23 protein-coding genes and 1 pseudogene are annotated in these 26,261 nt (G+C 70.8%); 12 read left to right on the forward strand and 12 right to left on the reverse strand.

From position 1 onward, the window contains the following. On the forward strand, nt 1–197 hold a 197-nt coding region (tnpA, locus tag KIK09_RS51950), incomplete at its 5' end, for an IS200/IS605 family transposase (RefSeq protein ID WP_214327033.1). Nucleotides 198–487: 290 nt separating this feature from the next. Here the strand turns inward: tnpA and KIK09_RS51955 are convergent. From KIK09_RS51955 to KIK09_RS51985, 7 genes are all read right to left on the reverse strand, one after another. Continuing rightward, nucleotides 488–1,012: a hypothetical protein gene (locus tag KIK09_RS51955; RefSeq protein WP_214327034.1), complete on the reverse strand. Its 525-nt coding sequence runs from the start codon at nt 1,010–1,012 to the stop codon at nt 488–490. Nucleotides 1,013–1,295: 283 nt separating this feature from the next. Continuing rightward, entirely contained in the window at nt 1,296–1,913 is a 618-nt protein-coding gene (locus tag KIK09_RS51960; protein ID WP_214327035.1) for a 2'-5' RNA ligase family protein, read from the reverse strand. 722 nt (nt 1,914–2,635) lie between these two features. Further along, nucleotides 2,636–3,256 carry a phosphotransferase gene (locus tag KIK09_RS60430; RefSeq protein ID WP_214327036.1) on the reverse strand — a complete coding sequence of 207 codons (621 nt, stop codon included), beginning with the start codon at nt 3,254–3,256 and terminating at the stop codon, nt 2,636–2,638. A gap of 20 nt (nt 3,257–3,276) precedes the next feature. Beyond that, nucleotides 3,277–3,945 (reverse strand): respiratory nitrate reductase subunit gamma, encoded by a 669-nt coding sequence (narI, locus tag KIK09_RS51970; protein WP_214327037.1) that lies wholly within the window; start codon nt 3,943–3,945, stop codon nt 3,277–3,279. After that, nucleotides 3,942–4,496 (reverse strand): nitrate reductase molybdenum cofactor assembly chaperone, encoded by a 555-nt coding sequence (narJ, locus tag KIK09_RS51975; RefSeq protein WP_214327038.1) that lies wholly within the window; start codon nt 4,494–4,496, stop codon nt 3,942–3,944. Before narJ ends, narI begins: the two co-directional genes overlap by 4 nt. Further along, entirely contained in the window at nt 4,493–6,097 is a 1,605-nt protein-coding gene (gene narH / locus KIK09_RS51980; protein ID WP_214327039.1) for a nitrate reductase subunit beta, read from the reverse strand. Before narH ends, narJ begins: the two co-directional genes overlap by 4 nt. Then, on the reverse strand, nt 6,098–9,625 hold the full coding sequence (locus KIK09_RS51985; protein WP_372455817.1) for a nitrate reductase subunit alpha: 3,528 nt from the start codon (nt 9,623–9,625) through the stop codon (nt 6,098–6,100). Between the two features lie 166 nt (nt 9,626–9,791). Here KIK09_RS51985 and KIK09_RS51990 point away from each other — a divergent pair, with 166 nt between their 5' ends. From KIK09_RS51990 to KIK09_RS52000, 3 genes are all read left to right on the forward strand, one after another. Continuing rightward, on the forward strand, nt 9,792–11,000 hold the full coding sequence (locus tag KIK09_RS51990) for an MFS transporter (protein WP_214327041.1): 1,209 nt from the start codon (nt 9,792–9,794) through the stop codon (nt 10,998–11,000). A 180-nt stretch (nt 11,001–11,180) separates the two neighbouring features. Then, nucleotides 11,181–12,839, forward strand: a complete 1,659-nt coding sequence (locus KIK09_RS51995) for an ABC transporter ATP-binding protein (protein ID WP_214327042.1) — start codon at nt 11,181–11,183, stop codon at nt 12,837–12,839. Next, nucleotides 12,839–14,617 carry an ABC transporter ATP-binding protein gene (locus KIK09_RS52000; protein WP_214327043.1) on the forward strand — a complete coding sequence of 593 codons (1,779 nt, stop codon included), beginning with the start codon at nt 12,839–12,841 and terminating at the stop codon, nt 14,615–14,617. The genes KIK09_RS51995 and KIK09_RS52000 overlap by 1 nt, the downstream gene beginning before the upstream one ends. Here KIK09_RS52000 and KIK09_RS52005 read toward each other — a convergent pair. Both KIK09_RS52005 and KIK09_RS52010 read right to left on the reverse strand, forming a co-directional pair. Continuing rightward, nucleotides 14,577–15,944 carry an alpha/beta fold hydrolase gene (locus tag KIK09_RS52005; RefSeq protein ID WP_214327044.1) on the reverse strand — a complete coding sequence of 456 codons (1,368 nt, stop codon included), beginning with the start codon at nt 15,942–15,944 and terminating at the stop codon, nt 14,577–14,579. The genes KIK09_RS52000 and KIK09_RS52005 overlap by 41 nt on opposite strands. 145 nt (nt 15,945–16,089) lie before the next feature. Beyond that, nucleotides 16,090–16,740, reverse strand: coding sequence for a DUF998 domain-containing protein (locus KIK09_RS52010; RefSeq protein ID WP_214327045.1), 651 nt, complete (start codon nt 16,738–16,740; stop codon nt 16,090–16,092). 83 nt (nt 16,741–16,823) lie between these two features. Between KIK09_RS52010 and KIK09_RS52015 the strand changes: the two genes are divergently transcribed. Together KIK09_RS52015 and KIK09_RS60880 are read left to right on the forward strand one after the other, a co-directional pair. Continuing rightward, nucleotides 16,824–17,141 carry a YciI family protein gene (locus KIK09_RS52015; protein WP_214327046.1) on the forward strand — a complete coding sequence of 106 codons (318 nt, stop codon included), beginning with the start codon at nt 16,824–16,826 and terminating at the stop codon, nt 17,139–17,141. Then, nucleotides 17,138–18,364 (forward strand): annotated as a pseudogene (locus tag KIK09_RS60880) (RNA polymerase sigma factor); the annotation flags it as partial. The gene KIK09_RS52015 and the pseudogene KIK09_RS60880, both read left to right, overlap by 4 nt. A gap of 754 nt (nt 18,365–19,118) precedes the next feature. Here the strand turns inward: KIK09_RS60880 and KIK09_RS52025 are convergent. After that, nucleotides 19,119–21,185 carry a S9 family peptidase gene (locus tag KIK09_RS52025; RefSeq protein WP_214327048.1) on the reverse strand — a complete coding sequence of 689 codons (2,067 nt, stop codon included), beginning with the start codon at nt 21,183–21,185 and terminating at the stop codon, nt 19,119–19,121. A gap of 29 nt (nt 21,186–21,214) precedes the next feature. Here KIK09_RS52025 and mshB point away from each other — a divergent pair, with 29 nt between their 5' ends. The 5 genes from mshB to KIK09_RS52050 are packed head-to-tail and all read left to right on the forward strand — an operon-like array spanning nt 21,215 to nt 23,986. Continuing rightward, complete coding sequence (mshB, locus tag KIK09_RS52030; RefSeq protein WP_214327049.1) at nt 21,215–22,087, forward strand: N-acetyl-1-D-myo-inositol-2-amino-2-deoxy-alpha-D-glucopyranoside deacetylase; 873 nt, start codon at nt 21,215–21,217, stop codon at nt 22,085–22,087. A 10-nt stretch (nt 22,088–22,097) separates the two neighbouring features. Further along, nucleotides 22,098–22,511 (forward strand): DUF6113 family protein, encoded by a 414-nt coding sequence (locus tag KIK09_RS52035; RefSeq protein WP_214327050.1) that lies wholly within the window; start codon nt 22,098–22,100, stop codon nt 22,509–22,511. A gap of 18 nt (nt 22,512–22,529) precedes the next feature. Next, on the forward strand, nt 22,530–23,024 hold the full coding sequence (locus KIK09_RS52040; RefSeq protein ID WP_308164806.1) for a flavin reductase family protein: 495 nt from the start codon (nt 22,530–22,532) through the stop codon (nt 23,022–23,024). Between the two features lie 36 nt (nt 23,025–23,060). After that, nucleotides 23,061–23,714 carry a TetR/AcrR family transcriptional regulator gene (locus KIK09_RS52045; RefSeq protein ID WP_214327051.1) on the forward strand — a complete coding sequence of 218 codons (654 nt, stop codon included), beginning with the start codon at nt 23,061–23,063 and terminating at the stop codon, nt 23,712–23,714. Continuing rightward, entirely contained in the window at nt 23,711–23,986 is a 276-nt protein-coding gene (locus KIK09_RS52050; protein WP_308164822.1) for a DUF6204 family protein, read from the forward strand. Before KIK09_RS52045 ends, KIK09_RS52050 begins: the two co-directional genes overlap by 4 nt. Before the next feature lie 47 nt (nt 23,987–24,033). On the opposite strand, the gene KIK09_RS52055 is transcribed toward KIK09_RS52050, so the two are convergent. Continuing rightward, complete coding sequence (locus KIK09_RS52055; protein ID WP_214327053.1) at nt 24,034–24,948, reverse strand: hypothetical protein; 915 nt, start codon at nt 24,946–24,948, stop codon at nt 24,034–24,036. 75 nt (nt 24,949–25,023) lie between these two features. Here KIK09_RS52055 and KIK09_RS52060 point away from each other — a divergent pair, with 75 nt between their 5' ends. Beyond that, nucleotides 25,024–25,476, forward strand: coding sequence for a hypothetical protein (locus KIK09_RS52060; RefSeq protein WP_214327054.1), 453 nt, complete (start codon nt 25,024–25,026; stop codon nt 25,474–25,476). On the opposite strand, the gene KIK09_RS52065 is transcribed toward KIK09_RS52060, so the two are convergent. Further along, the gene (locus KIK09_RS52065) at nt 25,429–26,229 is read right to left on the reverse strand and encodes a hypothetical protein (protein WP_214327055.1); all 801 of its coding nucleotides are present in this window, start codon (nt 26,227–26,229) and stop codon (nt 25,429–25,431) included. The genes KIK09_RS52060 and KIK09_RS52065 overlap by 48 nt on opposite strands. Between the last annotated feature and the right edge of the window lie 32 nt (nt 26,230–26,261).

The following is a 26,261-nucleotide window of genomic DNA, read 5'->3' on the forward strand; positions in this document are numbered from 1 at the left end:
AGGTCGCCCTGTCCAAACTCGTCAACTCGCTCAAGGGGGTTTCGGCTCGGATGCTTCGTAAGGAATACAGCGCACACGTAGGCAAATACCTCTGGGGCGGACATTTCTGGTCTGGTTCCTACTTCGCCGGGTCGGTCGGCGGGGCGCCGCTCACCGTGCTCGAGCAGTACATCGAGCAGCAGAAACGACCTGTGTGAGTGAAACTGCTGCCGACAAACCTGAAAGGTCAGGGCACGCTCGCGCCCTAGCGGGCACTCCCATGTGGGCCTTCACCTCCGGCGTAACGCCGGAGCACTGGCCCACATTCTGGTAGATCCGCCCGGGGGCGCTGGCCGCGACCCGATCCAGGTAGTCGATGGAGCTCATGCCGAGCAGCCAAGCAGACGGACGTGCGCTCGACGCGGAGGCGATGTCAAGATCCGGTGCACGGCTCTCCATTTCCGCTTCGGCGGCGCCGTACCGGATGAGGTGCGTGAGCTGCCGTCATCTAGGCGCTGAGCGCCAGCATCGCCAGCACCAGCAGGGAGCCGCCGAGGACCACGACGTGCCTGACGTTCTGCAGCCCGGGCATCACCCAGGTCGGGAACCCGCGCTCGGCGGCCTTCAGGAACGCGCGCACGTCGATCCGCGCCAGCACCGGGTCGTTCTTCCGCCTGAACGCCGTCTCGACAGATTTCACCGCGGTCAGGTTGCTGTAGATGATCAGCAGGTTCCCCAGCAGGACGATCGGCTGGAACACCCACGACAGCGTCACCCCGAGCCCGGCACCCGCCAGGTTGAGCACGGCCAGCGTCACCATCACCACCGCGACCGTGGCAGGGACGGCGGTCTCGTGCCCGCCGGCATCGAACCGGATCTTGTTCTCCTCGAGCACGGTGACCGGGATCCCCTGCCGCCGCAGCTCACCCTCGGCCGCCGCCTTGGCCTGAGGCCCGTAGCGATGCCGTACCACCGGGATGCTCACGAAGGCCAGCGCGATCAGAATCTGCAGGACAGCGGCGAAGCTCATCATCGGGATCTCCTGTTAGGGGTGCTCGTCGTTCATCGACGAGAAGACGATCCCGTGACCGACTGACACGCCCCTGACCCGCCGCTGTCACGCCCTGACACCGGGCTGATCCGTACTCCATACTGTCTGAACCGCTCTCGCCCGAGTGGGACGGGTGAGCCTTTCCGGCAGGCGGCACGATGGGTGAGCCTTTCCGGCAGGCGGCACGATGATGCCCAAGCCGACGCCGTCTGCGAGGTCCTGCTGGACGGCGGGACCTTGGGCTGGACGGCGGGACCTCGGGAGGTCAGCCGAGGAGGAGGGCGGAGCCGATGTGGCGGCAGTCCCAGTCGCGTTCGGCGCCGAACTGGATGATCAGGCTCACCGCGTCGACGGTGAAGTCGCACCGGGTCAGGCGGTGTCCGAGGGCCTCGACGATGAGGGCGGCCGGTTGGTCGGCTGTCGAGTAGGCGATGGTCGTGTGGGGTGACCAGAGGGCTTCGGCGTGGGCCTCGCGGCCGAGCACCTTCCTGGCGGCCGCCTGTGTCGCTTCCCTGATCGGGTTGAGATCAGTCGGCTCGAGTTCGAGCAGGATTTCCTCCGGGCTGTAGATGATCCGCTCCATGGCCACCTGGATCGGGGGTGTCCCGGCCAGCGACTCGGAGGCGGCGCCGAGCATGTCGTAGGCCTCGTCCAGGGAGATGTCGTAGGTGCTGCCCAGGGTGAGCACGGTCGCGTGCAGCCACCTCAGCGGCGTGAGATGCAGCCCCGGGAAGGGGAGGAGGCGTTCCTGAGCATCCCGCACGGCGGCTCGAACCCGGGGATCGCGGCCCGTCAGCACCTGCCAGTACAGAATTCCCTGGCCCGGATACGGCTCCACCCTGTCGTGCCATCGATCGACCAGACGGGCGGGATACCTGCTCATCGACCCTCCACGGCGGCTCGTCTGAGGCATGGGCAGGATGGGCCTCAGGCGCACGATACCTGGGAGAACGTCCCCACGTCTGGTTTATGAGCAACAGAGGGTGTTCGACGGCTTACCTTCTGCACATGACGGGCTGTCCTACGGCGGCGCTCCGCTGCGCGGCCGGGTCGTCAGGCCATTCGGGTACCGGGACGCTGCGAAGTTCTGGGGGCGAGCCGCGATCCTGCGGTGGTCATATCCTCCGATCATGAGATGACTTGTCCCTGACGTGGGTTGGATACGTGAGCCTCGCGACCGAGTTGTTCATGTGGCCGGGACTATAAAGCTTGCTGACCGTGATCGATGATGCACGCCCACGGCTCATCAGCGGACCTTGATGCGCAGTTCGGCCAACAACGCCACGGTGCGCCGACCTGTAGAGCTAGCAGGTTTGAGCAGAGGGTCTGCAGAACCCGGAGGGCGACTCCGTCTCTGGGTGGGTGTCAGGTGGGTAGTGGGCCGGGCGGGTCCGGGGTGGGGCCTTCAGAAAAACAGTCCTCGCTTTAGCGAGGGCCTATGCGCGCCGGAGGCGCGAAACCCTGAATCAGCAGAGCCCGAGCCGGAGGCGAGGTCGGCGCGGGTGCAGGGGCGCGCCCCTGCCAGGGGGTCGTGGGGGGTTTGGCCCCCCACTGAGGTCAGCCCGAAGCCGGATCCGCGAAGCGGCAACGCGAAGGGCCTTGTCTTTAGGGGGTCCAGGTTGAGGTGGTTTCTGTGCGTTTTCTCCAGAGTTTTTCGGCGTTTCCGCCGGGTTCCCAGCGGGACACGAAATCCAGGAGGTCCTGGCAGCGGGTGAGCATGGCGGCGTGCCGTACCTCCCATGAGGGCTGGGGCGCGCCGTAGGCCGTGTAGAAGGCGGGAAGGTGGGGGATGTCCGTCGGGTGGTGGGTGCGGATGATCCATTCGCACCAGGCGAGGTCCTCGACGGGATCCCCGGGGTGGGCCCATTCCCAGTCGAGGATGGCGACCGGTTCGAGGGGATCGGGGGAGAAGAGAAGGTTCTGCGGGCCGTAGTCGCCGTGGACTATCCCCAGGGTGTGGATGCGCGCCAGCAGACCGCCGCAGGCGGCGAGGACCTCGGCGGCGTGGCCGGCGTCCAGGAGGTCCTGGCCGTGCAGGCCGGGCACGAAGCGGGTGGTCAGGCTGGTCGCGGTGACCTGGTGCAGGGCCGGCACGGGCAGGCGGCCGCGCAGGCGGCGAAGGTAGCGGGACTCCGTGCGGAGTCGGCGGGCGGCGTCAGGGCCCTGGTAACACTTGACGACGAGGGCGCCGTCGCCGAACGTGCTGTTGGTGTAACCGTGCCTCACAGCGTCTGATTCTGGCCTACCTAGCGGCTCCGGTAGACGATGTAGGGACGGAAGAGATACCCGATGGGCGCCGACAGCGCGTGGACCAGGCGCGTGAACGGGAAGACGGCGAAAAGAACCATGCCCGCCAGCACGTGGATCTTGAAGACGGTGGTGGCGGCCGCCATCGCCTCGGCGTCCGGCTGGAGCGTGAAGATCCCGCGGAACCAGGGCGAGACCGTCTCGCGGTAGTCGGCCTGCTCAGGCAGCACGCCCGAGACCGTGGCCGCCAGCCCGGCCAGGATCGCCAGCCCGAGCAGCACGAACATGAGCTTGTCGTTGCGGGTCGTGGCCAGGAACACGGGCCCGGTGACGCGCCGCCGGTAGATCAGCAGCGCCAGCCCGGCCACCGTGCACAGCCCGGCGATCCCGCCGAAGACCAGGGCAGCCAGATGGTAGGCATGAGCCGGGACGAACTGGATCCAGGACGCCGGGATCAGCAGCCCGATCGCGTGGCCGACGATGACGACGAGCAGCCCGTAGTGGAACAGCGGGCTGGCCACCCGCAGCAGCCGCCCCTCGTACAGCTGCGACGAGCGCGTCGTCCAGCCGAACCTGTCGTAGCGGTGGCGCCAGATCAGCCCGCCGACCAGGATCACCAGCGTCACGTACGGCGCCACGATCCACAGCGCGCTCTCTCCCCAGCTCATCGGTAGGTCCCCACCGACTCGGCGGGCGGGCCGCTGCGTGCCAGCCGTACGGAAAGGTCCCGCTCGGCCGCCGTCAGCGGCGGCAGGGTGGCGCACACGACCTCGACCACCAGCGAGTACGGCGAGCCCTCCTGGCGCAGCGCCGCCAGCAGCGTCTCGAGCTGCACCCGGTAGGAGCGCAGCACGTCGGTGCCCGACGGGGTGAGCGCGGCGAACTCCAGCATGACCGGCAGGAAGTCGGGCAGCTCGTCCTCGAGCAGCTCCCACCCGGCGGCCCGGTAGTGGGCCTTGAGCACGGCCAGCGACTGGCCGCGCCGCCTGGTGTCGCCGTCGGTGTAGTAGGTCAGGTACAGGCAGCAACGCCGCTTGAGGTCGAAGGTGTCGACGTAGTGGGCGGCGAGCTCGCCCGGCCCGAGAGCCTCGATGCGCGCGATGAATCGGCTGAAGTGCGGCAGCAGGGCGGGGCGGAGCAGCGGCAGCCGCGCCCAGAAGCGCTCGTCGGGATAGGCCAGCAGGTGCGAGGCGCCCTGCCAGGTAACGGCCGGATTCACGATGGTTCCCCCTTCCGGGGCGGGAAGAGCCCGGCAGGTGTGCCCCTGCCGTCCCAGTTGAGGAGGTTCACCCGCTCGTGGGTGACCTTGTCGCCGGTCTGGCGCTGTTTGAGCCCGTGGAACGACTCGATCGACACCGGCACCGGCCTGCCCGAGGTCTCGCCGAAGGGCCCCTGCATGCCGGGGCCGCCGTCGTAGTCGAGGCTGCAGCCGGCCTCCTCGACGTCGCCGGGGGTGTTGCCGTAGGCGGTGGGGATGACGTACCGCTCGTCGTACTTGGCCAGGGCGAGCAGCCGGTACATGTCGTGGATGTCGTCCTCGTTGAGCCCGGTCTCCGCCAGTTCCGGCTCCTCGCCGAGGTTGACGGCCCGCATGTAGGAGCGCATCGCGGCCAGCCGGCGCAGCGCGGCGACCACGGGCACGGTGTCGCCCGCGGTGAACAGCCCGGCCAGGTACTCCACCGGGATCCGCATCGACTCGACGGCGGCGAAGAGGTTGCCCGCGTCCTCGCCGTCGTGCCCGGTGGCGGCCAGCGCGTCCACGACGGGGGACAGCGGCGGGACGTACCAGACCATGGGCAGCGTCCGGTACTCGGGATGCAGCGGCAGCGCGATCCGGTAGCGCATGATCAGGTCCCGCACCGGCGACCTGCGGGCCGCCTCGATCCAGTCGTCGGGCAGCCCGGAAGCGGCCACCGCGGGGTCGTCGGGGTCGACGAACACCGACAGCTGCGCCTCGTACAGGTCCTGCTCGGAGGCCACGGAGGCGGCCTCGGTGACCCTGTCGGCGTCGTAGAGCATGACGCCGAGGTAGCGCAGCCGGCCCACGCACGTCTCCGAGCAGACCGTCGGCAGCCCGACCTCGACCCGCGGGTAGCAGAACGTGCACTTCTCGGCCTTGCCGGTGCGGTGGTTGAAGTAGATCTTCTTGTACGGGCAGCCGGTGACGCACATCCGCCAGCCGCGGCAGCGGTCCTGATCGACCAGGACGATGCCGTCGTCCGTGCGCTTGTAGAGGGCGCCCGACGGGCAGGAGGCCACGCACGACGGGTTGAGGCAGTGCTCGCAGATGCGCGGCAGGTAGAACATGAACGCCTGCTCGAAGTCCAGCTTCACCTTCTCCGACATCCTGCTCAGCACGGGGTCGGGTGACGGGTCGCCGCCGAGGTCGTCGTCCCAGTTGGCGCTCCACGTGATCGTGGTCGGCTCGCCGCTGATGAGCGACCGGGGCCGCGCGACGGGGATGTCGGGGCCAAGCGCGGCGCCGAACAGGTTCTCGTAGTCGTAGGTCCAGGGCTCGTAGTAGTCCTGGATGGAGGGCATCAGCGGGTTGGCGAAGATGCCGAGGAGCTTGCGCATCCGCCCGCCGGCCCGCAGCCGGAGCCTGCCCTTGGCGTCGACCTCCCAGCCGCCGCGCCAGCGTTCCTGGTCCTCGTAGCGGCGCGGGTATCCCTGGCCGGGGCGAGTCTCGACGTTGTTGAACCAGGTGTATTCGACGCCCGCCCTGTTGGTCCAGGTCTGCTTGCAGGTGACCGAGCAGGTGTGGCAGCCGATGCATTTGTCCAGGTTCATCACCATGGCGATCTGGGCCATCACGCGCATCTAGTAGCTCACCTCCTGCGAGCGGCGCCGGATCACGGTGATCTCGTCGCGCTGGTTGCCGGTGGGGCCGAGGTAGTTGAAGGCGTACGAGAGCTGGGCGTACCCGCCGATCATGTGCGTCGGCTTGATCATCACGCGGGTCAGGGCGTTGTGTATCCCGCCGCGTCTTCCCGAGGTTTCGGACTTGGGGACGTCGATCAGTCGATCTTGCGCGTGGTGCATGTAGACGGTCCCCGACGGCATGCGATGGGAGACGATCGCGCGCGCGACCACGACCCCGTTGCGGTTCACCGCCTCCACCCAGTCGTTGTCGGCGACCCCGATCTTGGCGGCGTCCTCGCGGGACATCCAGATCGTCGGCCCTCCTCGCGACAGCGACAGCATGAGCAGGTTGTCCTGGTACTCGGAGTGGATCGACCACTTGGAGTGCGGCGTCAGGTAGCGCACCACCAGCTCCCCCTCCGGTCGGTCGCCGAACAGAGAGAAGATGTCCAGCGGCGGCCGGTAGACGGGCAGGGCCTCGCCGTACTCGTGCATCCAGTCGTGGTCGAGGAAGAAGTGCATGCGCCCGGTCAGCGTGTGCCACGGCTTGTGGTGCTCGACGTTGATGGTGAAGGGCGAGTAGCGCCGGTCGTGCGACTCCTTGCCGGACCACTCCGGGCTCGAGGCGACATGGGTGGGTCTGGCCTGCGTGTCGGCGTAGACGATGCGGTGGTCGCCGTGCATGAGCTCGTCCATGTCCGTCCCTGTCCGCTCGGCCAGCTGGCGGAAGCCCTGCACGGCCAGCCGCCCGTTGCTCACGCCCGACAGCGCCAGGATCGCCTCGCACGCGTTGGAGTCGGTGTCGAGCAGCGGCCGCCCCTTGGCCACGCCGTGCGCCTCGACCCCGCAGCGCTCCGCCAGCCAGGCCACCTCCTTGTCGGGCAGGAACGTCACGCCCTTGACCGGCAGCCCCGCCTTCTCGGCCAGCGGCCCGAGCGCGGCCATCTTGGCCGCGACCGCGCCGTAGTCGCGCTCGACCACGACCAGGTTGGGCTCGGCCTGCTCGGGCGCGCGCCCGCCGGGCTGGGCGATCTCTCCCGGCGTGTCGTGCTGGTACGGCACGGCCACCACGTCGCGGCGCACCCCCAGGTGCTCGGCGGCCAGCTCGCTGAAGGCCCGCGCGATGGCGTGGAAGGCGTCGAAGTCGGTCTTGGTCTGCCAGGGCGGCGAGATCGCCGGGTTGAAGGCGTGCACGAACGGGTGCATGTCGGTCGAGGACAGGTCGTGCTTCTCGTACCAGGTGGCGGCGGGCAGCACGATGTCGGAGAACATCGTCGACGAGGTCATCCTGAAGTCCAGCGTGAGCAGCAGGTCCACCTTGCCCCGCGGCGCCCGCTCGTCGGCGTGCGGCAGGTTGGACTGGGCGCCGAGCAGGTGGTGCAGGAAGTACTCGTTGCCCTTGGCGCTGGAGCCGAGCAGGTTCGAGCGCCACAGCGTGACGACGCGCGGCCAGTTGCGCGGGTCGTCGGGATCGTCGGCGGCCCACTTCAGGCGTCCCGCCCGCAGCTCCTCGCGGGTGTGCGCGACGGGGTCGTCGGCCTCGCCCAGCTCCAGCGGGTTGCGGTCGAAGGCGGGCGCCATCGGCATCCAGCCGTTGCGTACGGCCTGCGCCACCAGGTCGGCCGTGTGCCTGCCGCGGAACAGGCCGGGTCCCAGCGGCGAGCTCAGCTCCCCTGCGTCGAAGCGGTCGTAACGCCACTGGTCGGTGTGCAGGTACCAGAACGGCGTGCCGGGCGTCTGCCGCGGCGGCCGCGCCCAGTCCAGCGCGCCGGCCAGCTGCGCCCATCCGGTCTGCGGCCTGCACTTCTCCTGGCCGACGTAGTGTGCCCACCCGCCGCCGTTGCGCCCCTGGCAGCCGGTGAGCATCAGCAGCGACAGGAACGCCCGGTAGATCGTGTCCCCGTGGAACCACTGCGTGGTCCCCGCCCCGAGCACGATCATGCACCGGCCGCGCGTCTGCTCCGCGGTCCTGGCGAACTCGCGCACGATCCGCTCGGCCCGCCGCGCCGGCACCCCCGTGATCGGCTCCTGCCAGGCAGGCGTGTACGGCGCGGCCGCGTCGTCGTAGCCGGTCGGCCACGTGCCCGGCAGCCCGTCGCGGTGGACGCCGTACTGGGCCAGGAGCAGGTCGAAGACGGTGGTGACCAGGTGGCCGCCCACCCGCGTGACCGGGACGCCGCGCGTCAGCGGGTCGCCGCCGTCGAAGCGGGGCAGCAGCACCTCCACCGACTCGCCGCCGGGCACCGTGAGCAGCGGCTCGGTGCCGAGCTCCAGGTTCCAGCGCCCCTTGCCGGATTCGGTCCACCGGAAGCCCACCGACCCGTTCGGCACCACCGGCGTCCCGTCGGCATCCAGGAAGACCGTCTTCCACTCGGCGGCCTCCTCGTCGGAACCCAGGTCGGCCGCGGTCAGGAACTTGCCGGGCACGTGGGCGCCGTCGTGCTCGGCCAGCCGTACCAGGAAGGGAAGGTCGGTGAACCTGCGGACGTAGTCCTGGAAGTAGGGCACCTGGCGCTCGACGAAGAACTCGCGCAGCAGCACGTGACCCATCGCCATGGCCAGCGCGCCGTCGGTGCCCGGGTTGATCGCCAGCCACTCGTCGGCGAACTTGGCGGCGTCGCTGTAGTCGGGCGCCACCACGACCACCTTCTGGCCGCGGTAGCGGGCCTCGGCCATCCAGTGCGCGTCCGGGGTGCGCGTGACCGGCACGTTGGCGCCCCACAGCATCAGGTAGGCCGCGTCCCACCAGTCGGCGGACTCGGGCACGTCGGTCTGGTCGCCGAAGACCTGAGGAGAGGCCACCGGCAGGTCGGCGTACCAGTCGTAGAACGACAGCATGGTCCCGCCGATCAGCGACACGAACCGGGACCCGATCGCGTGCGACACCATTGACATGGCCGGGATCGGGGAGAACCCGGCGATCCTGTCGGGCCCGTAGACCTTGATCGTGTGTACGTGGGCGGCCGCGATCATCTCGGTCGCCAAGTCCCAAGAAATCCGGACAAGTCCTCCGCGTCCGCGGGCTTCCTGATATTTCCGGCGGAGCTCGGGATCGGTCGTGATCGACGCCCACGCCTCGACGGGGTCGTGCCCTGCCTTCCTGGCCGCGCCGTACATCTCGACCAGGACGCCGCGGGCGTAGGGGTAGCGGATGCGCGTCGGCGAGTAGGTGTACCAGGAGAAGGCCGCGCCGCGCGGGCAGCCGCGCGGCTCGTACTCGGGCCGGTCGGGGCCGACGCTCGGGTAGTCGGTCTGCTGCGTCTCCCAGGTGATGATGCCGTCCTTGACGAACACCTTCCACGAGCACGAGCCCGTGCAGTTCACGCCGTGTGTGGAGCGGACCACCTTGTCGTGGCTCCACCGGTCGCGGTAGAAGTCGTCGCCCTCGCGCCCGCCCCGCTTGGTGATCGTCCGCAGGTCGACGCTGGTGGCCGCGCGCCGGAAGAACCGCCCGGTCTTCAGCAGCAGGCTCTCGGGGTCGGCCACCGGTCCTCCTTCGGTCAGGGCCACTTTTCTGCGACGGTATGAGCCGTTCCTTTGGAGAAATAGGGGCTTTAGTCCCTTATCGCCGGAATGGCTTCCATGTGACGATCCCCCTGATCGGCGCCAAAAACACATTGAGCTACGATCTGTTACACAGAGTAGGGGGTGCGTGGTGGTCGAACTGCGCAGGGGTCAGGTGCCGAACCTGGCGCTGGCCACGACGGCCTTCGCGGTGACCTTCTGGGCGTGGAACCTGATCGGGCCGCTGTCGGGCAGCTACAGCAAGCTGCTCCACCTGTCGCCGACGCAGACCTCGGCGCTGGTGGCCATCCCGGTGCTGGTCGGATCGCTCGGGCGCATCCCGGTGGGCGTGCTGGCCGACAAGTTCGGCGGCCGGCTGATGTTCACCGTCATCTGCTTCGTGTCGATCGTGCCCGTGCTGTTCGTCGGCCTGTCCAGCTCGTACGGCGCGCTGCTGTTCTGGGGGTTCCTGCTGGGCATCCCCGGCACGTCGTTCGCGATCGGCATCCCCTTCGTCAACGCCTGGTACGAACCCGCCAGGCGCGGCCTGGCCACCGGCGTGTTCGGCGCGGGGATGGGCGGCACCGCCCTGTCGGCGTTCTTCACGCCCCGGCTGGTCGAGGCGTTCGGGCGCACCACCACGCACCTGATCATGGCGGCGGCGCTTGCCGCGATGGGCGTGATCATGTGGCTGTGCTCGAGGAACTCGCCCGCCTGGACGCCGTCGACCGAACCCGCGCTGCCGCGGCTGCGCGACGCCATGAAGATCAAGGCGACCTGGCAGTGCGCGTTCCTGTACGCGGTGGCCTTCGGCGGGTTCGTGGCCTTCTCCACCTACCTGCCGACGTTGCTGCAGAACGTCTACGACTTCGCCCAGACCGAGGCCGGCCTGCGCACCGCCGGGTTCTCGATCGCCGCCGTGGTCGCCAGGCCGCTCGGCGGCATCCTGTCTGACCGGTCCACACCCGTCAGGATCCTGCTCGTCGCCTTCACCGGGACCCTCGTGATGGCGGTCGTGCTGGCGTTCAAACCGCCGCTCGAGGTCCCCGCCGGGGTGAGCTTCGTGTTCATGGCCTTCTTCCTCGGGCTGGGCACCGGCGGCGTGTTCGCGCTGGTGGCCAGGCTGGTCGAGCCGTCCAGAGTCGGTACGGTCACCGGCCTGGTGGGCGCCGCGGGCGGGCTCGGCGGATACTTCCCGCCGCTGGTGATGGGCGCCGTCTACACCGCCACCGGCGCCTACACCGTCGGCTACCTGCTGCTCGCGCTCACCGCGCTGATCGCCCTGTTCTATACCGTCCGGGCGTTCGGGTCGCTTCCCAAGCAGGCCCCGCGCATCCGGCCCACGGCGGAGTCGTAGCGGCGGGGACGCGTCACCGACTCGCCGCAAGCGCCGCTCGCGGGCCCTTGGCCGAAGTATGGCGGGCGGCGGTGGTGCGGCCTGCCGTACAAGATCATTGTGGAAAATGGTTTGCTGGGCCGAGCGGCCGTTTGTCAACCTTGACGGGCTATGCGCTCCCTTCCTGAAGCCGATCCCGGCATGCCCGACATTCGCAGCCCGCTGCGCTACCTGTGGTGGAACGCGCGCAGTCAGGCGCCCAGCTTGTTGCTGGGCATCTGCTTCGCGACCCTCTGGTGGCTGGTGCAGGCTCTGGTTCCGGCTGTCCTGGGCAAGGGAGTGGACGCCGTCACCGCCAAGGACACGGGGGCGCTGGTCACCTGGAGCGCGATCCTGCTGGGGCTCGGCCTCATGCAGGCCTTCACCGGGATCATGCGGCACCGGATGGCCGTCTACAACTGGCTGGCCGCCGCCTACCGCACGGTCCAGGTGACCACCCGGCAGGCGGCCAGGCTCGGCGCGACCCTGCCCAAGCAACTGTCGACCGGCGAGGTCGTCAGCGTCGGAAACTCCGACATCGCGCACATCGGCGGCTCGATGGACATCCTGCTGCGCGGCACCGGCTCGATCGTGGCGATCATCACGGTCACCGTGATCCTGATCTCCACCTCGCTGCCGCTCGGCCTGATGGTGCTGTTCGGCGTGCCGATCATGGCGGTCGCGGTCGGTCCGCTGCTCAAGCCGCTGCACCGGCGGCAGAAGCGGCAGCGCGACCTGACCGGTGACCTGTCGACCAGGTCCGCCGACATCGTGGCCGGGCTGCGCGTGCTGCGCGGCATCGGCGGCGAGCAGGTCTTCGGCGAGCGCTACCGCGAGGAGTCCCAGCGGGTGCGCCACGCGGGCGTCGGCGTGGCCAGGGTCGAATCGCTGCTCGAGGGCGCCCAGATCCTGCTGCCCGGCCTGCTGATCGCCGCCGTCACCGGCATCGGCGCCTCCTTCGCCGTCGGCGGCCAGATCACCGCCGGCCAGCTGGTGGCCTTCTACGGCTACGCGGTCTTCCTGATCGGCCCGATGCGCACGCTCACCGAGATGGCCGACCGGCTGACCAAGGGCCACGTGGCCGCCCGCCGTGTGGTCCGCATCCTGTCGATCCAGCCGGAGGTGGGCGGCGGCACCGCCACCAGCCAGGGCGGCGTGCTGCGCGACAGCTTCAGCGGCGTCACCGTCCAGCCTGGCGAGCTGACCGCCCTGGCGGCCGGCGCGCCGGAGGACGCCATCGCCATCGCCGACCGGCTCGGCCGCTACGCCGACGGCGACGTCACCTTCGGCGGCGTCGACCTGGCCACGCTGCCGATCGAGGAGATCCGCACGCGCATCCTGGTCGCCGACAACGGCGCCCGGCTGTTCACCGGCCGCCTGCGCGACGAGCTCGACGTGCGCGGCACCGCCACCGACGAGCAGGTACGGCAGGCCCTGCACGCCGCCTGCGCCGACGACATCGTCGAGGCCCTGCCCGAGGGGCTCGACGCGCAGGTCGCCGAGTCGGGCAGGGAGTTCTCCGGCGGGCAGCAGCAGCGCCTGCGCCTGGCCCGCGCGCTGCTGGCCGACCCGGAGGTGCTCATCCTGGTCGAGCCGACCAGCGCCGTCGACGCGCACAGCGAGGCCCGCATCGCCGAGCGCCTGGCCAAGGCGCGCGCCGGCCGCACCACGCTGATCTGCACGACCAGCCCGCTGGTGCTCGACCGCACCGACCAGGTCGCCTACGTGGAGGACGGCAGGGTGCTCGCCGAGGGCGCGCACCGCGACCTGCTGGTTTCCTCGCCCGAATACGCCGCGACTGTCACGAGGGGGGAAGACTGATGGCCCGCGAGATCCTGCCGGTCGCCGACCAGAAGCAGGTCCGCGCCTACGCCAGGCGGCTGACGCTGAAGTACCCGCGACAGCTGGCCTTCGCCCTGGCCCTGCACGGGCTGGCCGCGGTGGCGGGGCTGTTCGTGCCCTGGCAGCTGGGCAGGCTGGTCCAGCAGGTCCAGGACGGCGCCGACGTCAACGTCTGGTTCGTCGCGCTGGCCATCGGCGGCTTCCTGTTCCTGCAGGCGGCCCTGATCCGCTACGCCGTGCTGGCCTCGGCCAAGCTCGGTGAGAAGGTGCTCGCCGAGCTCCGCGAGGAGTTCGTCGACCGGGTGCTGGGGCTGCCGCTGTCCACGGTCGAGCGGGCCGGCTCCGGCGACCTGCTCACGCGGACCTCCCGCGACGTCGACTCGCTGTCACGCTCGGTACGGCACGCCGTACCGGAGACCCTGATCGCGCTGGTCGCCTTCGTGATCACTGTGGGCGCGCTGGTGCTGGTGAGCCCGCTGCTGATGCTGCCCATGCTGGTGGCCACGCCGATCCTGTGGATCTCCACCCGCTGGTACCTCAACCGGGCCCGCGACGGCTACCTGCGGGAGAACGCGGCCTACGCCGACATGACCGAGGGCCTGGCCGAGACCGTCGAGGGCGCCCGCGCCGTCGAGGCGCTCGGCCTGCAGGACCGGCGCAGCCGGCGCACCGACGGCGACATCCGCGGCTCGTACGCGGCCGAGCGCTACACGCTGGGCCTGCGGACCGTGTGGTTCCCCTCGGTCGAGCTCGGCTACGTCATCCCGGTCGTGTCGACGCTGCTGGTGGGCGGGCTGTTCTACGCCGGCGACTGGGTGACGCTGGCCCAGGTCACCGCCGCCACGCTGTACGCGCAGCAGCTGATCGACCCGCTCGACCGGTTCCTGATGTGGATCGACGAGCTGCAGGTCGGCGGCGCGGCCATGGCCAGGCTGCTGGGGGTGTCCAACGTCGGCGACGACCGCGAGGCCACCGGCTCCGCGCCCTCGGGCGAGCTGCTCGAGGCGCGGGCGGTGCGCTACGCCTATCGGGAGGGCCGCGACGTGCTGCACGGCGTGTCGCTCACGGTCAAGCCGGGCGAGCGGCTGGCCATGGTCGGGCCGTCGGGCGCGGGCAAGTCCACGCTCGGGCGGCTGCTGGCCGGCATCCACGGCCCGCGCACCGGCGCGGTGACGGTCGGCGGGGTGCCGCTGGTGGAGCTGCCCCTGGACGATCTGCGCGGCCACGTCGCGCTGGTCACCCAGGAGCACCACGTGTTCAAGGGCACGCTGCGCGACAACCTGCTGATCGCCCGGCCGTCCGCCGACGACGAGGCCGTACGGCAGGCCCTGGCGGCCGTCGACGCGCTCGACTGGGTGCTGGCCATGCCCGACGGGCTCGACACGATGGTCGGCTCCGGCGGGCAGGACGTCTCACCGGCGCACGCCCAGCAGCTCGCGCTGGCCCGGCTGGTGCTGGCCGACCCGCACACGCTCGTCCTGGACGAGGCCACCTCGCTCATCGACCCGCGCGCGGCCCGCAACCTGGAGCGTTCCCTGGCGGCCGTGCTCGACGGGCGCACCGTGATCGCCATCGCCCACCGCCTCTACACCGCTCACGACGCCGACCGCGTCGCGGTGGTCGAGGACGGGCGCATCAGCGAGCTCGGCGCGCACGACGAACTGGTGGCCGCGGGCGGCTCCTACGCCGCGCTGTGGCGGAGCTGGCACGGCGCGCCTAACAAGCCGTCCCTCGCGGGGGAAGCACCGCCTCGGTGAGGTAGCGGTCGATGTGGGCCCGGGCACACGTGTTGGACAGATAGAGCGTGTGCCCCGGGCCTTCGTGGCGGACCGTGACGCTGCCCGGCACCTGGCTCAACACCCGCTCCACGGCGTCCGACTCGCCCCAGTTTCCCGCCCCCAGCAGCGGCGGCAGGCCCTTGGGCAGCGGCTTGGGCGGGTTGGTGACCGGGACCGGCCAGCCCACGCAGCCCAGCGTGGCCTCCGCGATCGTCCCGGCCGTGCCCGTGTCAGGGGCGATCCTGCGCAGCCGCTTCACCAGCGTCTCGAGTTCCGCGCGATCGGCGGGCCGCGGCCAGTCGAGGCATTCCGTGACGCCGGTCGACTGGTCGGGGTAGCGCATCCCGTGCTCGGGCACGAAGGCGGAGGCGTCCCCGCGGTCGGCCGCGGAGATCGCCTTGGCCAGCGCGGGCCACGCGCCGGGTCCCTGGCGGGCGATCCCCAGGGCGAGACCCTGCAGATCGCGCGCGTTGTAGGCGACGTCCTTGGCGCGGACGGGGTTCCTGTCGGCCTTGGCGAGCAGGGTGCGCCAGGTGTGCCTGGCGTCGCGGCAGTCGTGGGCGGCGCACCAGGTGAAGAAGCGGTCCATCGCCTTCTGGCCCGCCCCGGCCAGCTCGTCCAGTTCGGCGTTCCAGTCGGGGGCGCTGTGGGACCAGGTGCCGTCGAGCGCGATCGTGCGGACCTTGTCGGGGAAGAGGCGGGCGTAGTCCTGGCCGTAGAAGCCGGCGTAGGAGGCGCCGTAGAAGTTGAGCTTCTGCTCGCCGAGCGCCTTCCTGATCGCCTCCATGTCCCTGGCCTGGTCGGCGGAGCTCATGTGGGCGAAGAAGTCGGGGTCGTTCTGGCGGCAGGCCTCGGCGTAGCCGCGGTTGGCGTCGGACATGCGCCCCCACTCGGCGTCGTCGCGCGGGAAGGCGGGCATGGGCAGGCGCGTCCACGTGCACGGCAGGCCGGTGCCGAGGCCACCGAACTGCTTGCCGTAGCCGCGGGTGTCCCAGGTGACCACGTTCATCCGCTTGCGCAGGCCGGCCCAGGTGTCGGGGATGCCCTGGGTGATGGCGATGCCGGGCCCGCCTGGCCCGCCGTACGCCACCAGGACGGAGCCCTCGGGGGTGCCGGTGGCCTTGAGCCGGCCCAGCTTCAGGGTGATCCTGCGGCCGTCGGGCTTGTCCCAGTCGAGGGGGACCTGCAGGTCGGCGCACTCCATGCCGATCTTGTCGCCCGGGCACTGAGCCCAGTCCAGGGCCGAGTACGCCGTGGGGGTGGGCGACAGGAGAAGGGCGAGCGCCACTGTCGTCGTTGTGAACATGGCGTTCACGGTCGCCGAAGGGGCTCGCCACCCGCATCGGACCATGGTCGGGATCTGCCTGCCGCGGGTCAGACCTGGGGATGTCAGCCCGCTGTGGACATGGCTGAGCCCCGGTCCCGGCTGTCGCCGGGACCGGGGCTCGTCTTCAATGGGACTTGCGCAGGTGAGCGGCCACCAGCGAGACCCAGATCATGGCGAGGGTGACGCCGATGGCCAGGGTCAGCGAACCCATCCGGCCGCCGCTGATCGCCCAGCCGGCGCCGGCGATCACGGCCACGCCCGCCAGCCGGGAGGCGATGGCCGCGGCGCGGGCGCCGATGCGGCTGAAGTACCGGCCCAGGACGAATCCGGTCGCCGCCAGCGCGATGAACGACAGCGAGCCCGAGACCATGTGCATGATCGAGTGCCAGCTCATCGTGGTGGGCACGCCTGCCGGGGTGCCGACGGGGAAGCCGTCTCCCGGGTCCATCACGAAGACGCCGGAGGCGAGCATTCCCAGGCCGTAGCCCATCACCAGGCGCGGTGCCCAGGTGCCGCCGGGCCGGCCGTGCAGGGCGCGGCGCAGGCCGAACGAGCCGGTGATGTACAGCGTGCCCACGAGCAGGAAGTCGGTGATCTGGATCCAGCCGGGCGAGCCGGTGGACAGCTGGCTCAGCGGGTGGCGGGTGATGTCGTAACCCTCGCGGGTGAGGGTCTGGACCAGGTTCATGACCGTCCAGATAGGCGCCGCGGCGGCCGCGGCGGTCAGCAGGGTCCGGGTCGAGATGCGGGTGGCGCTGAGGGTGGTGGCGGTCATTGCCCTGTCCTTTCGTCGTCTTCTCATCCATGCGACGATCCGGAGATATGACAGGGAATGCATCTCGTCTCTAAGGTGGAGGCATGCGATTCCTGCTGACGAGCGTGAGCGAGAAGCGGACCGACGAGGCGCTGCACATCGAGATGGGCAAGTTCATCCAGGAGCTCACCCAGGCGGGGGTGCTGATCGCCACCGGGGGCATGGAGCTGGGCGGCAGCGTGCTCAAGTCCGCCGGGGGCGAGTTCTCCGTGATCGACGGGCCGTTCGCCGAGGCCAAGGAGATGGCCGGCGGGTTCGCGCTGATCGAGGTGGGCTCGAGGGAGGAGGCGCTGGAGCTCTCCCGGCGCTTCTTCGCGGTCATCGGCGACGGTGAGGGCAGGATGCAGCAGATCTACGGATGACCGCCGGCGTCCACGCGGCGGTCAATGCGGTCTGGCGGCAGGAGTCCGCGCGGATCATCGCCGGGCTGACCCGCATGGTCCACGACGTGGGCCTGGCCGAGGAGCTCGCCCAGGACGCGCTGGTCACCGCGCTGGAACGCTGGCCCGAGCGGGGCGTCCCCGACAACCCGGGCGCGTGGCTCATGACCGCGGCCAAGCGCCGCGCCCTCGACCACCTGCGCCGCGACCAGCGCCAGTACCGCACCCACGCGCAGCTCGCCCACGCCCTGGAGCAGGAGGACCAGACCTCGGCGGCACGGCAGGCCGCGCTCGACGACGACGTGCTGCGGCTGATGTTCATCTCCAGCCATCCCGTGCTGCCGACCGAGGAACGGGCAGCGCTGACGCTGCGGCTGCTCGGCGGCTTGACGGCGCAGGAGATCGGCCGCGCCTTCCTCGTGCCGGAGCGGGGCGTGGCCCAGCGCATCGCCACCGCCAAGCGCACCCTTGCGGAGCGGCGGATCCCCTTCGAGCTGCCGCCCGGCGACGAGCTGGCCGGCCGGCTGGCCTCCGTGCTCGAGGTCATCTACCTGATCTTCAACGAGGGATACTCGGCGACGGCCGGAGACGACCTGATGCGTCCCGCGCTCGCCCTGGAGGCGCTGCGCCTCGGCCGCCTGCTGGCCGGCCTGGCGCCCGGCGAGGCCGAGGTGCACGGGCTGGTGGCGCTGATGGAGATCCAGCAGTCGCGCTCCGCCGCCCGCACCGGCTCGTCGGGCGAGCCCGTCCAGCTGCACGAGCAGGACCGCTCCCGCTGGGACCGGGAGCTGATCGACCGCGGTTTCGCCTCGATGCTGCGGGCGCGCGAGGCCGGCGGCCCGCTCGGGCCGTACGTGCTGCAGGCCGCCATCGCCGTCTCCCACGCCCAGGCGCCCAGCGCCCAGGAGACCGACTGGGCGCAGATTGCCGTGCTCTACGCGGTGCTGGCGCGGCTGGTGCCGTCCCCGGTGGTCCAGCTCAACCGGGCGGTCGCGGTGGGCATGGCGGAAGGGCCGCGGGCGGGCCTGGCGCTGCTCGGCGAGCTGCTGTCGGATCCGGCGCTGAAGGACTACCACCCGCTGTCGGTGGTCCACGGTGACCTGCTGGCCAGGTTCGGACGGCACGCCGAGGCGGGAGCCGCCTTCGAACGTGCCGCCGCCCTCACCCGCAACGCCGCGGAGCGCGCCTTCCTGCTCAGGCGGGCAGCCACCCAGCACACCCGGTCCTCGCAGGCCACGGCGGAGCTGACGCTGGGGCAGGCCGTGGACGCGTTTCTGGCCCGTGACGATCTGGACGCGGGGACGATCAGGTCCTACGGGCAGACGCTGCGCCGCCTGCGCCTGGACCTGGGCGCGGGCACCCGGCTGGCCGAGGTGGACGCGGCGCGGGTGGCCAGGGTGTTCGCCGTCGCCTGGGGTTCGGTCGCGCCCAGGACGTGGAACCGGCACCGCGCCGCCGTACGGTCCTTCTCCGCGTGGGCGGCGGCCGGGGACCTGGCGGCCGAGCTGGGCAGGCGGCACGAGAGCCGCCGGCGGCGCCCGGCCGTCGACGCGGTGAGGCTGGAGGCGCTCTGGCGCCACCCGTCGGTGCGGGAGCGGGCGCTGTGGCGGCTGCTGTACGAGTCGGGCGCCTCGGCCAGGACCGCGCTGGCGCTCAACGTCGAGGACCTCGACCTGCCCGCCATGCGCACCAGGAGCGGGCCCGTCACGATCACCTGGGAGTACGGCACGGCCGCCCTGCTGCCCGAGCTGGTGGCGGGCCGGACCCGTGGCCCGCTCTTCCTGGCCGACAGGAGACCGGCCCCGGCCCGCATGCCGGGCAGGCAGGACCTGTGCCCGCACACGGGACGGCGCCGGCTGTCGTACGAGCGGGCCGAGTACCTGTTCAAGCAGGCCTCGGGCGGCTACACCCTGCACCAGCTCTCACCGGCGCAGGATGCGCGGGCCGCCGGCTGACGGGTCAGCCGCCCAGCGACTTCTTGAGGAACTCGACCTGGAGCAGCAGCAGGTTCTCCGCCACGACCTCCTGCGGCGTCATGTGGGTCACGCCCGACAGCGGGAGCACGATGTGCGAGCGCCCGGCCGCCAGCAGCGCCGACGACAGGCGCAGCGTGTGCGCGGCCACCACGTTGTCGTCGGCCAGCCCGTGGATCAGCAGCAGCGGCCGCTCCAGCTTGGCCGCGTCGCCGAACAGCGACGAGCGGTCGTAGACCTCCGGCTGCTCGTCCGGGTGCCCCAGGTAGCGCTCGGTGTAGCAGGTGTCGTACAGCCGCCAGTCGGTCACCGGCGCCCCGGCCACCGCCGCGTGGAAGACGTCAGGCCTGCGCAGCACCGCCAGCGCGGCCAGGAAGCCGCCGAACGACCAGCCGCGGATGCCCACCCGCGACAGGTCCAGGTCGTCCGGGTACTGCTCGGCCACCCCGCGCAGCGCGTCGACCTGGTCCTCCAGCGCCGGGGTCGCCAGGTCGTCGAGCACCTCCCGCTCCCAGGCGGGGCCGCGGCCCGGCGTGCCGCGGCCGTCGGCGACGATCACGGCGAAGCCCTGCTCGGCGAACCACTGGCTCTCCAGGTAACCGCCGTGGCGGGCCAGGACCCGCTGGGCGTGCGGCCCGCCGTACGGGTCCATCAGGACGGGCAGCTTGCGCGAGCCGGGCTCGTGCCAGGACGGCAGCACCACCGCGGTGGCCAGTTCGCGACGGCCGGAACGGCCGAGCGAGACGCGCAGGTCCAGGCCGGGACGCTCGGCCACGGACGGGATCGGCAGCGCCATGCCGTCGCGCAGCACGACCGTGGTGGACACGCCCTCGGCGTCGAGCGTCTGCTCGGTCAGCACGCCGACACCGCCGGACATCCGCCCCGAGAACACCCCGGAACGGGTGGAGACGGGCAGCAGCGAGTGGCCGTCCCAGGTCCACAGCTGGATCTCGGTCGGGTCGCCGCTGGCGCGGAACAGCACGCTGTCGTGGTCGACGTCGAGCACGTCCCGCACCTGCAGCGTGGGCGGGGTGACGGCGCGGTCGCCGACGAACAGCCGGTTGCCGCCCTCGTGCGCGGCCACCCACACCAGCGACCCGTCGTCCAGGTGGGCCGGCACGCCGCCGACCACGTCCACCCAGGCCGGGTCGGAGTCCTCGCGCACCAGCGTGGACGCGCCGGTGGCCGGGTCGACGGTGAACAGCCGCAGCGACTTCTGGTCGCGCGACATGGTCACGATCGACAGCGCGTGGGAGTCCCAGGACGCGGTCGTCAGGTATTCCTGCTCGTACGGCACGGCCACCCGCGACCCGTCGAGCCCGATCACGAACAGCTCGGTGACGGCGTTGGGCGTGCCCGCGGCCGGGTAGCGCTGCTCGGCGGCGGGCTTGGAGGGGTTGGCGGGGTCGGCGATGTACCAGGTGCGGACCGGCGCCTCGTCGGCCCGCTCGACCAGCAGCGCGTCGCTGTCGGGCGACCACCAGTAGCCGCGCATGCGGTCCATCTCCTCGGCGGCGATGAACTCGGCCAGGCCGTAGGTGACGGTGTCGGACTCGGGCGCGGCCAGCGCGCGGTCGTCGCCGGTGGCCAGGTCCTGGACGCGCAGCGCGCCCTGGCTGACGTAGGCGACGGTGCGGCCGTCGGGCGACAGTCGCGGGTCGATGACGCCGCCCGGCGTCTCCAGCTTCTGGGTGTCGCCGGTCGCCAGGACGGTGACGTAGAGCTCGCCCGACAGGGCGAAGACGGCTTTGGCGACCTCCTTGTCGGCGGCGTAGCCCACCACGCCGCCCGCCGACTCCCTGCTCCGCTCGCGCCTGGCGCGCTCCTCGGGCGGCAGGTTCTCCTCGTCGGCGTTCAGCGTGCGCGGGTCGACGACCAGCCGCTCGACATGGTCGCGCGTGTCGAGCTCCCACAGGCACGTCACGGGATCGGTGCCGGACTTGGTACGCAGGAAGACGACCCGACCCCCGTCGGGGGAGATCGTGAACCCGCGAGGCACCCCGAGGGTGAAGCGGCGGGTCCGGGCGGACAGGCGCGGGAAGCTCTCACTCATGGTCCCAATCCTGCCAGTACGCTCGTGCCATGACTGACCGACGGCTGCTGCTCGTGCACGCCCATCCGGACGACGAGTCGATCGGCACCGGCGCCACCATGGCCATGTACGCGGCGCAGGGCGCGCACGTCACGCTGGTGACCTGCACGCTGGGCGAGGAGGGCGAGATCATCCCCGCCGAGCTCGCGGATCTGGGGCCTGACGAGCTCGGTCGGCACCGGATCGGCGAGCTGGCCGCGGCCTGCAAGGCGCTCGGCGTCGAGGACCACCGCTTCCTGGGCGGCGCGGGCCGCTACCGCGACTCCGGCATGATGGGCGCGGCCTCCAACGACCGTCCCGACGCCTTCTGGCAGGCCGACGTGGAGAAGGCGGCGGGCCTGCTGGCCGAGGTGATCCGCGAGGTGCGGCCGCAGGTCATGGTCAGCTACGACGACAACGGCTTCTACGGCCACCCCGACCACATCCAGGCGCACCGGGTCGCCAGACTGGCCTTCGAGCTGGCCGGCGGCACGCCCTGGCAGGTCGCGAAGTTCTACCACACCGCCCAGGCCAGGTCGGTGATCAGGCGCTCCACCGAGGCGCTGCGCGAGGCGGGCACGGGCTTCCTCGTCGAGGACGACCTGGGGTTCGGCAGCCCAGACGACGCGATCACCACCGAGATCGACGCCCGCCCGTGGGTGGCCAACAAGCTCGACGCGATGCGGGCGCACGCCACCCAGATCACGGTGCGCGACCCGTGGTTCGCGCTGTCCAACAACATCGGCCAGGAGGCGCTGGGCGTCGAGCACTTCGTGCTGGCCGCCGGGAGGCCGGGGCCCGCCCTGCCGGGCGCCCCGCCGGAGGCCGGCGGGCTCGGCGAGCCGTACACCCGCGAGAACGATCTGTTCGCCGGAATCCACTAACCTCTGCGGCATGGAACAACGCAGCCATGCCGAGGCGGCGCTCAAAGGGGCGGCCTACGGCATGCTGTTCGTGCTCGGGCTGGCCATGGGCCTGGTGGGCGGCTTCACCCAGGCCTTCAAGGTGGGCGTGGTGCCCGTGGCCGCCATCATCTGGGTGATCGTGCTGTTCTGCGTCTGCCTGGCCGCCGGACGGGTGATGCGGGCCAGGCTGGCCGCCGCGCTGCCGGCGCTGGGCTGGCTGCTGGTGTCGATGCCGCTGTCGTTCCAGCTCGCCCCCGGTGACCTGGTCATCGAGGGGTGGTCGGGAATCATCTACCTGTACGGCGGGATGGCCGCGGTCGTGGTGGCCTTCTACCTGTCGCCCCCGTCGCGTCGCGACGGGTCCTGGCTACTGCGTGGGCAGCTTCCGAAGAGTCCGACATAGGGTCATAAAGTAGCGATCGTGCACTCTTTTGGGCAGGCCGTCGACCGGGCAACGTATCGCAAAGTCGTCGGCCGGTTCGCCACCGGTGTCGCGATCGTCACCACCGCCCTCGACGGTGTCGACCATGCCATGACCGTGAACTCCTTCACCTCGGTCTCGCTCGACCCGCTGCTCGTGCTCTTCTGCGCCGAGAAGGTCGCCCGCTTCCATGACGCCGTGCTGGCCTCGGGGACCTGGGGCGTGTCGATCCTGCCCGCCTCCCTGGAGGACGCCTCCCGCTTCTTCGCCCACCGCGGCCGCCCGCTGGACGGGCAGCTTGAGCGCTGGCCGCACCACCGCGGCGCCTCGGGCGCCGCGCTCTTCGACGAGGCCATCGCCACCCTGGAGTGCGCCACCACGGCCGTCCACCCGGGCGGCGACCACTCGATCGTGGTCGGGCAGGTGCTGGCGATGGGCATCCCGCACGACGGCTCGCCGCTGATCTACCACGATGGGCAGTACAAATCTTTGTAGTCGACTGCATTTTTGGAGTGCAGTTAGACTTTGCGTGTGAGTGAAGGACTGCGGGAGCGGAAGAAGCGCCAGACCCGGGAGCGGATCTCCCGGGTGGCCACCGCCCTGTTCGTGGAGCGCGGCTTCGACCAGGTGACGATCGCCGAGGTGGCCGAGGCCGCCGAGGTGTCGGTCAACACCGTCTACAACTACTTCGACACCAAGGAGGACCTTGTCCTGCCGCCGGACGAGGCCTCGCCCGACCGGCTGGCCGCGATCGTGCGCGCGCGGGCCGCCGGGGTGCCGGCCGTCCGGGCCGTGCTCGACCACCTGCGCGAGGAGGTGCGGCGGCGCGACCGCCGGGTGGGGCTGACCGAGGGGTTCGGGCGGGTGCTCGAGATGATGCGGGCCGCGCCGACGCTCACCGCCCGGCTGGGCGAGCTGGCCGAGCAGATGACCGACGCGCTGACGGCGGAACTGGCCGCCGAGACGGGGGCCGCCCCCGGCGACCCGCTGCCCCGGGTCGTGGCCTGGCACCTGGGCGGCGTGCACTCCCTCGTCTACACCGAGATCGGCAGGCGCGTCACGGCCGGCGAACCGCCCGACGCGATCGCCGCGTCGGTGCTCGCGCTTCTCGACACCGTCGAGCAGCTGCTGGGCGAGCGGATTCTCCGTTACGCCATCAGAGAGGACAAGCCTTGTTCAGAGTGATCGTTTCCGGCGTCTTCGAGTCGATGCCCGAGGCGGGCAAGCAGGCCGTGCTGGCCGTGGAGGGGGTCGCCTTCACCGAGGAGGGCACCTTCACCCACGACGGGACGCTGTCGTCGTTCACGTTCCGCTGCCAGGTCGAGGGCGAGGACGCGCAGGAGGCCACCGGGCGCGCGATCGCGGCACTGGAGAAGTACGGCGTGGAGTACCGGGTTCTGCGCACCGCGGTGACGGACATGCGCGACATCAAGATCCGGCGCAAGCGGAAGGGCTGACACGACGCGGCCGCCCCCGGGAACACGGGGGGCGGCCTGCGGTGCGGCTACTGGGCCGACGGGGTGGGGGAGTCGGTGGGGGTCTGGGTCGGGGTTTCAGACGGGGTTTCAGCAGGGGTGGGGCACGTCGGGATCTCCGTGTCGGAGACGGTCGGCGTGGCCGTGGGCGAGTCGGTGACCGTCGGGGTCGAGGTCGGGGTGTCCGAAGGCGTTTCCACGACCGTGGACGGCGTTCCCGATGGTGTTCCCGATGGTGTTCCCGACGGCGTTCCTGACGGGGTTCCTGACGGGGCTTCCGTCGGGGGCAGGCTCGGGGTCGAGGTGCCGGGCTGGCAGGTCACGTAGACCGTGACCGTCGCGGCGGGAGCCGGGGCCGAGTCCGAGGAGCTCTGCGAGGGTTCGGCCGTGACCGTGATCTGCTGGGTGACGGTGGCCTGCTCGGTGACCGTGGCCTGGTCGCTGACCGTGACGGTGGCGGCGGGCGCCGCGCTGCCGGTGACCGTGGTCGTGGCGCTTGGCGTGGCGGTGACCGTACGGGTGGGCCAGGGGAGCACCTTGATCTTGACCGTGGGCTTGCCCGTGAGCTTGTACGCGCCCTTGCCGATCTTCTTGGCCGCCGTGCCCGCGCCCGTCGTGATGGGGAGCTCCGCGGTGGAGGTCTTGCAGGACTTCGAGGTCCTGCACGCCTTCTGCTTCACGGTGAAGCGGGCCGCGCCGCCGTATTTGATGGACACATCCAGATAGGACACGCCCTTCTTCTTGACGACCCTTGTCTTCAGGGTGTACTTCCCGACCGTGGGGGTTGGGCTGGGAGTCGTGGTGTTGGGTAACGCCACCCGGATCCCGAGAGGGGTGTCGGTGGAGGGAAGTGGATCGCTGAATGCGGTCTGGGTGATGGCGAGGCCGCCCGCAGCCGCCATGGCCACGGTGCCGAGCAGCGCGCCAACGGTGATAAGTCGCATGATCCTGCTCTTGTGGGAGATTTCAGGACGTGGATCATTATCCCGGCTTGTCAAGATTGGTCAAGGTTGAGACGCATGGAACGTCGATACCGGTTCCGCCGGGTGGTGAACTACATCAACCTCGCCACCCCCTTCGGGCTGCTCATCTCCGTCATCGGCGGAGCCACCAGGACGCCAGGCCCGAACGGCCTGGTTTTCGCCTTCGGCTACCGCTACCGCTTCCCGATCGCCGGGGCTTTTACCGTCGGCAACGTCATCCTGACCAAAGAGCAATCGCTCGACGACCGGCTGGTGCTGCACGAAGGGCGCCACTCCACGCAGTGGGCCTGGTGCGCGGGCCTGCCGATGCTCCCGCTCTACCTGCTGTCCATGCTCGTGTCGATCATGCTCTGCGGGCACCAGGCCTCTTACAACGTCTTCGAGCGCCTGGCGGGCCTCGACGACGGAGGCTACCCGCACCAGCCGCTGTGGTGGAAGAGATCACGACCTGATCCTGCGCAGGGCCAGCGCACCGATGCCGAGCCCTGACACGGCGCCGGCGGCCAGGATCGAGGCGATCGACGGGCTCACCGGCTCGATGCCGGCCACGGCCAGCGCGGAGACGATCCCGGCGATCGCCGCGTAGGTCCAGGTGGCCAGCCGTACCAGGCGCAGCCGTACGGCCTCGTCGAGGGGGAGTGCGGCCAGCGCGGGCAGCAGCAGGACCCCGTGCATGAAGACCGCGTGCGCGGGCTTGACCGAGGTGGCGACCGTGTATGCCAGGTCCTGGTCGCCCGAGAACACCTCGACCATGCCGCGGGCGATCATGACGCCGCCGAACACCATGGCCGCGAGCAGCGTGCCGAACCCGGCGCGCACGGCCAGGTTCATGCTGGGCGCGACGTCAGGATTGCGGCGGAACGCGGCTACGGTCATCACGATGCCCACGGCGATCAGCACCCCGCCGCCGACCGCCAGCGAGCGGGCGATCAGCGAGTCGACCGGGGTGGACATGTTGAAGTGCGAGGGCACGCCCCGCCACGCCTGCACGGTGATCATCAAGACCTCGTACACGGACGCCACGGCGAACGCGCCGACCAGGAGCCCGCGCCGGCGCGTCCTGACGTACCGGGCCACCCACGTCATCGTCAGCACGCTCAGGCCGAACGAGATCCCGAACGTGAACGGCTTGCGGAACGACACCGGCCCGTCCCACGGACCGCCCTCGACCACCAGCACGCCCAGGTGGAACAGCCCGGCGAGCAGGAGCAGGACACCGATCGCATACCAGAAGCGAGTCATGCCGCGATGGTGTCGCGGCACGCGCCTCGCGG

It is taken from the genome of Nonomuraea sediminis, from assembly GCF_018531495.1.
GTDB classification, from domain to species: domain Bacteria; phylum Actinomycetota; class Actinomycetes; order Streptosporangiales; family Streptosporangiaceae; genus Nonomuraea; species Nonomuraea sediminis.

Bases quoted from the DNA above. Each gene is read 5' to 3' on its own strand.
- KIK09_RS52000 (WP_214327043.1), top strand. From the start codon at position 12,839: ATGGCCCGCGAGATCCTGCCGGTCGCCGACCAGAAGCAGGTCCGCGCC.
- KIK09_RS51955 (WP_214327034.1), bottom strand. From the start codon at position 1,012: ATGATGAGCTTCGCCGCTGTCCTGCAGATTCTGATCGCGCTGGCCTTC.
- KIK09_RS52065 (WP_214327055.1), bottom strand. From the start codon at position 26,229: ATGACTCGCTTCTGGTATGCGATCGGTGTCCTGCTCCTGCTCGCCGGG.
- KIK09_RS51960 (WP_214327035.1), bottom strand. From the start codon at position 1,913: ATGAGCAGGTATCCCGCCCGTCTGGTCGATCGATGGCACGACAGGGTG.
- mshB (WP_214327049.1), top strand. From the start codon at position 21,215: ATGACTGACCGACGGCTGCTGCTCGTGCACGCCCATCCGGACGACGAG.
- KIK09_RS52055 (WP_214327053.1), bottom strand. From the start codon at position 24,948: ATGCGACTTATCACCGTTGGCGCGCTGCTCGGCACCGTGGCCATGGCG.
- KIK09_RS52025 (WP_214327048.1), bottom strand. From the start codon at position 21,185: ATGAGTGAGAGCTTCCCGCGCCTGTCCGCCCGGACCCGCCGCTTCACC.
- KIK09_RS52015 (WP_214327046.1), top strand. From the start codon at position 16,824: ATGCGATTCCTGCTGACGAGCGTGAGCGAGAAGCGGACCGACGAGGCG.
- narH (WP_214327039.1), bottom strand. From the start codon at position 6,097: ATGCGCGTGATGGCCCAGATCGCCATGGTGATGAACCTGGACAAATGC.
- KIK09_RS51995 (WP_214327042.1), top strand. From the start codon at position 11,181: ATGCCCGACATTCGCAGCCCGCTGCGCTACCTGTGGTGGAACGCGCGC.
- KIK09_RS52060 (WP_214327054.1), top strand. From the start codon at position 25,024: ATGGAACGTCGATACCGGTTCCGCCGGGTGGTGAACTACATCAACCTC.
- KIK09_RS52005 (WP_214327044.1), bottom strand. From the start codon at position 15,944: ATGTTCACAACGACGACAGTGGCGCTCGCCCTTCTCCTGTCGCCCACC.
- KIK09_RS52010 (WP_214327045.1), bottom strand. From the start codon at position 16,740: ATGACCGCCACCACCCTCAGCGCCACCCGCATCTCGACCCGGACCCTG.
- narI (WP_214327037.1), bottom strand. From the start codon at position 3,945: ATGAGCTGGGGAGAGAGCGCGCTGTGGATCGTGGCGCCGTACGTGACG.
- KIK09_RS52035 (WP_214327050.1), top strand. From the start codon at position 22,098: ATGGAACAACGCAGCCATGCCGAGGCGGCGCTCAAAGGGGCGGCCTAC.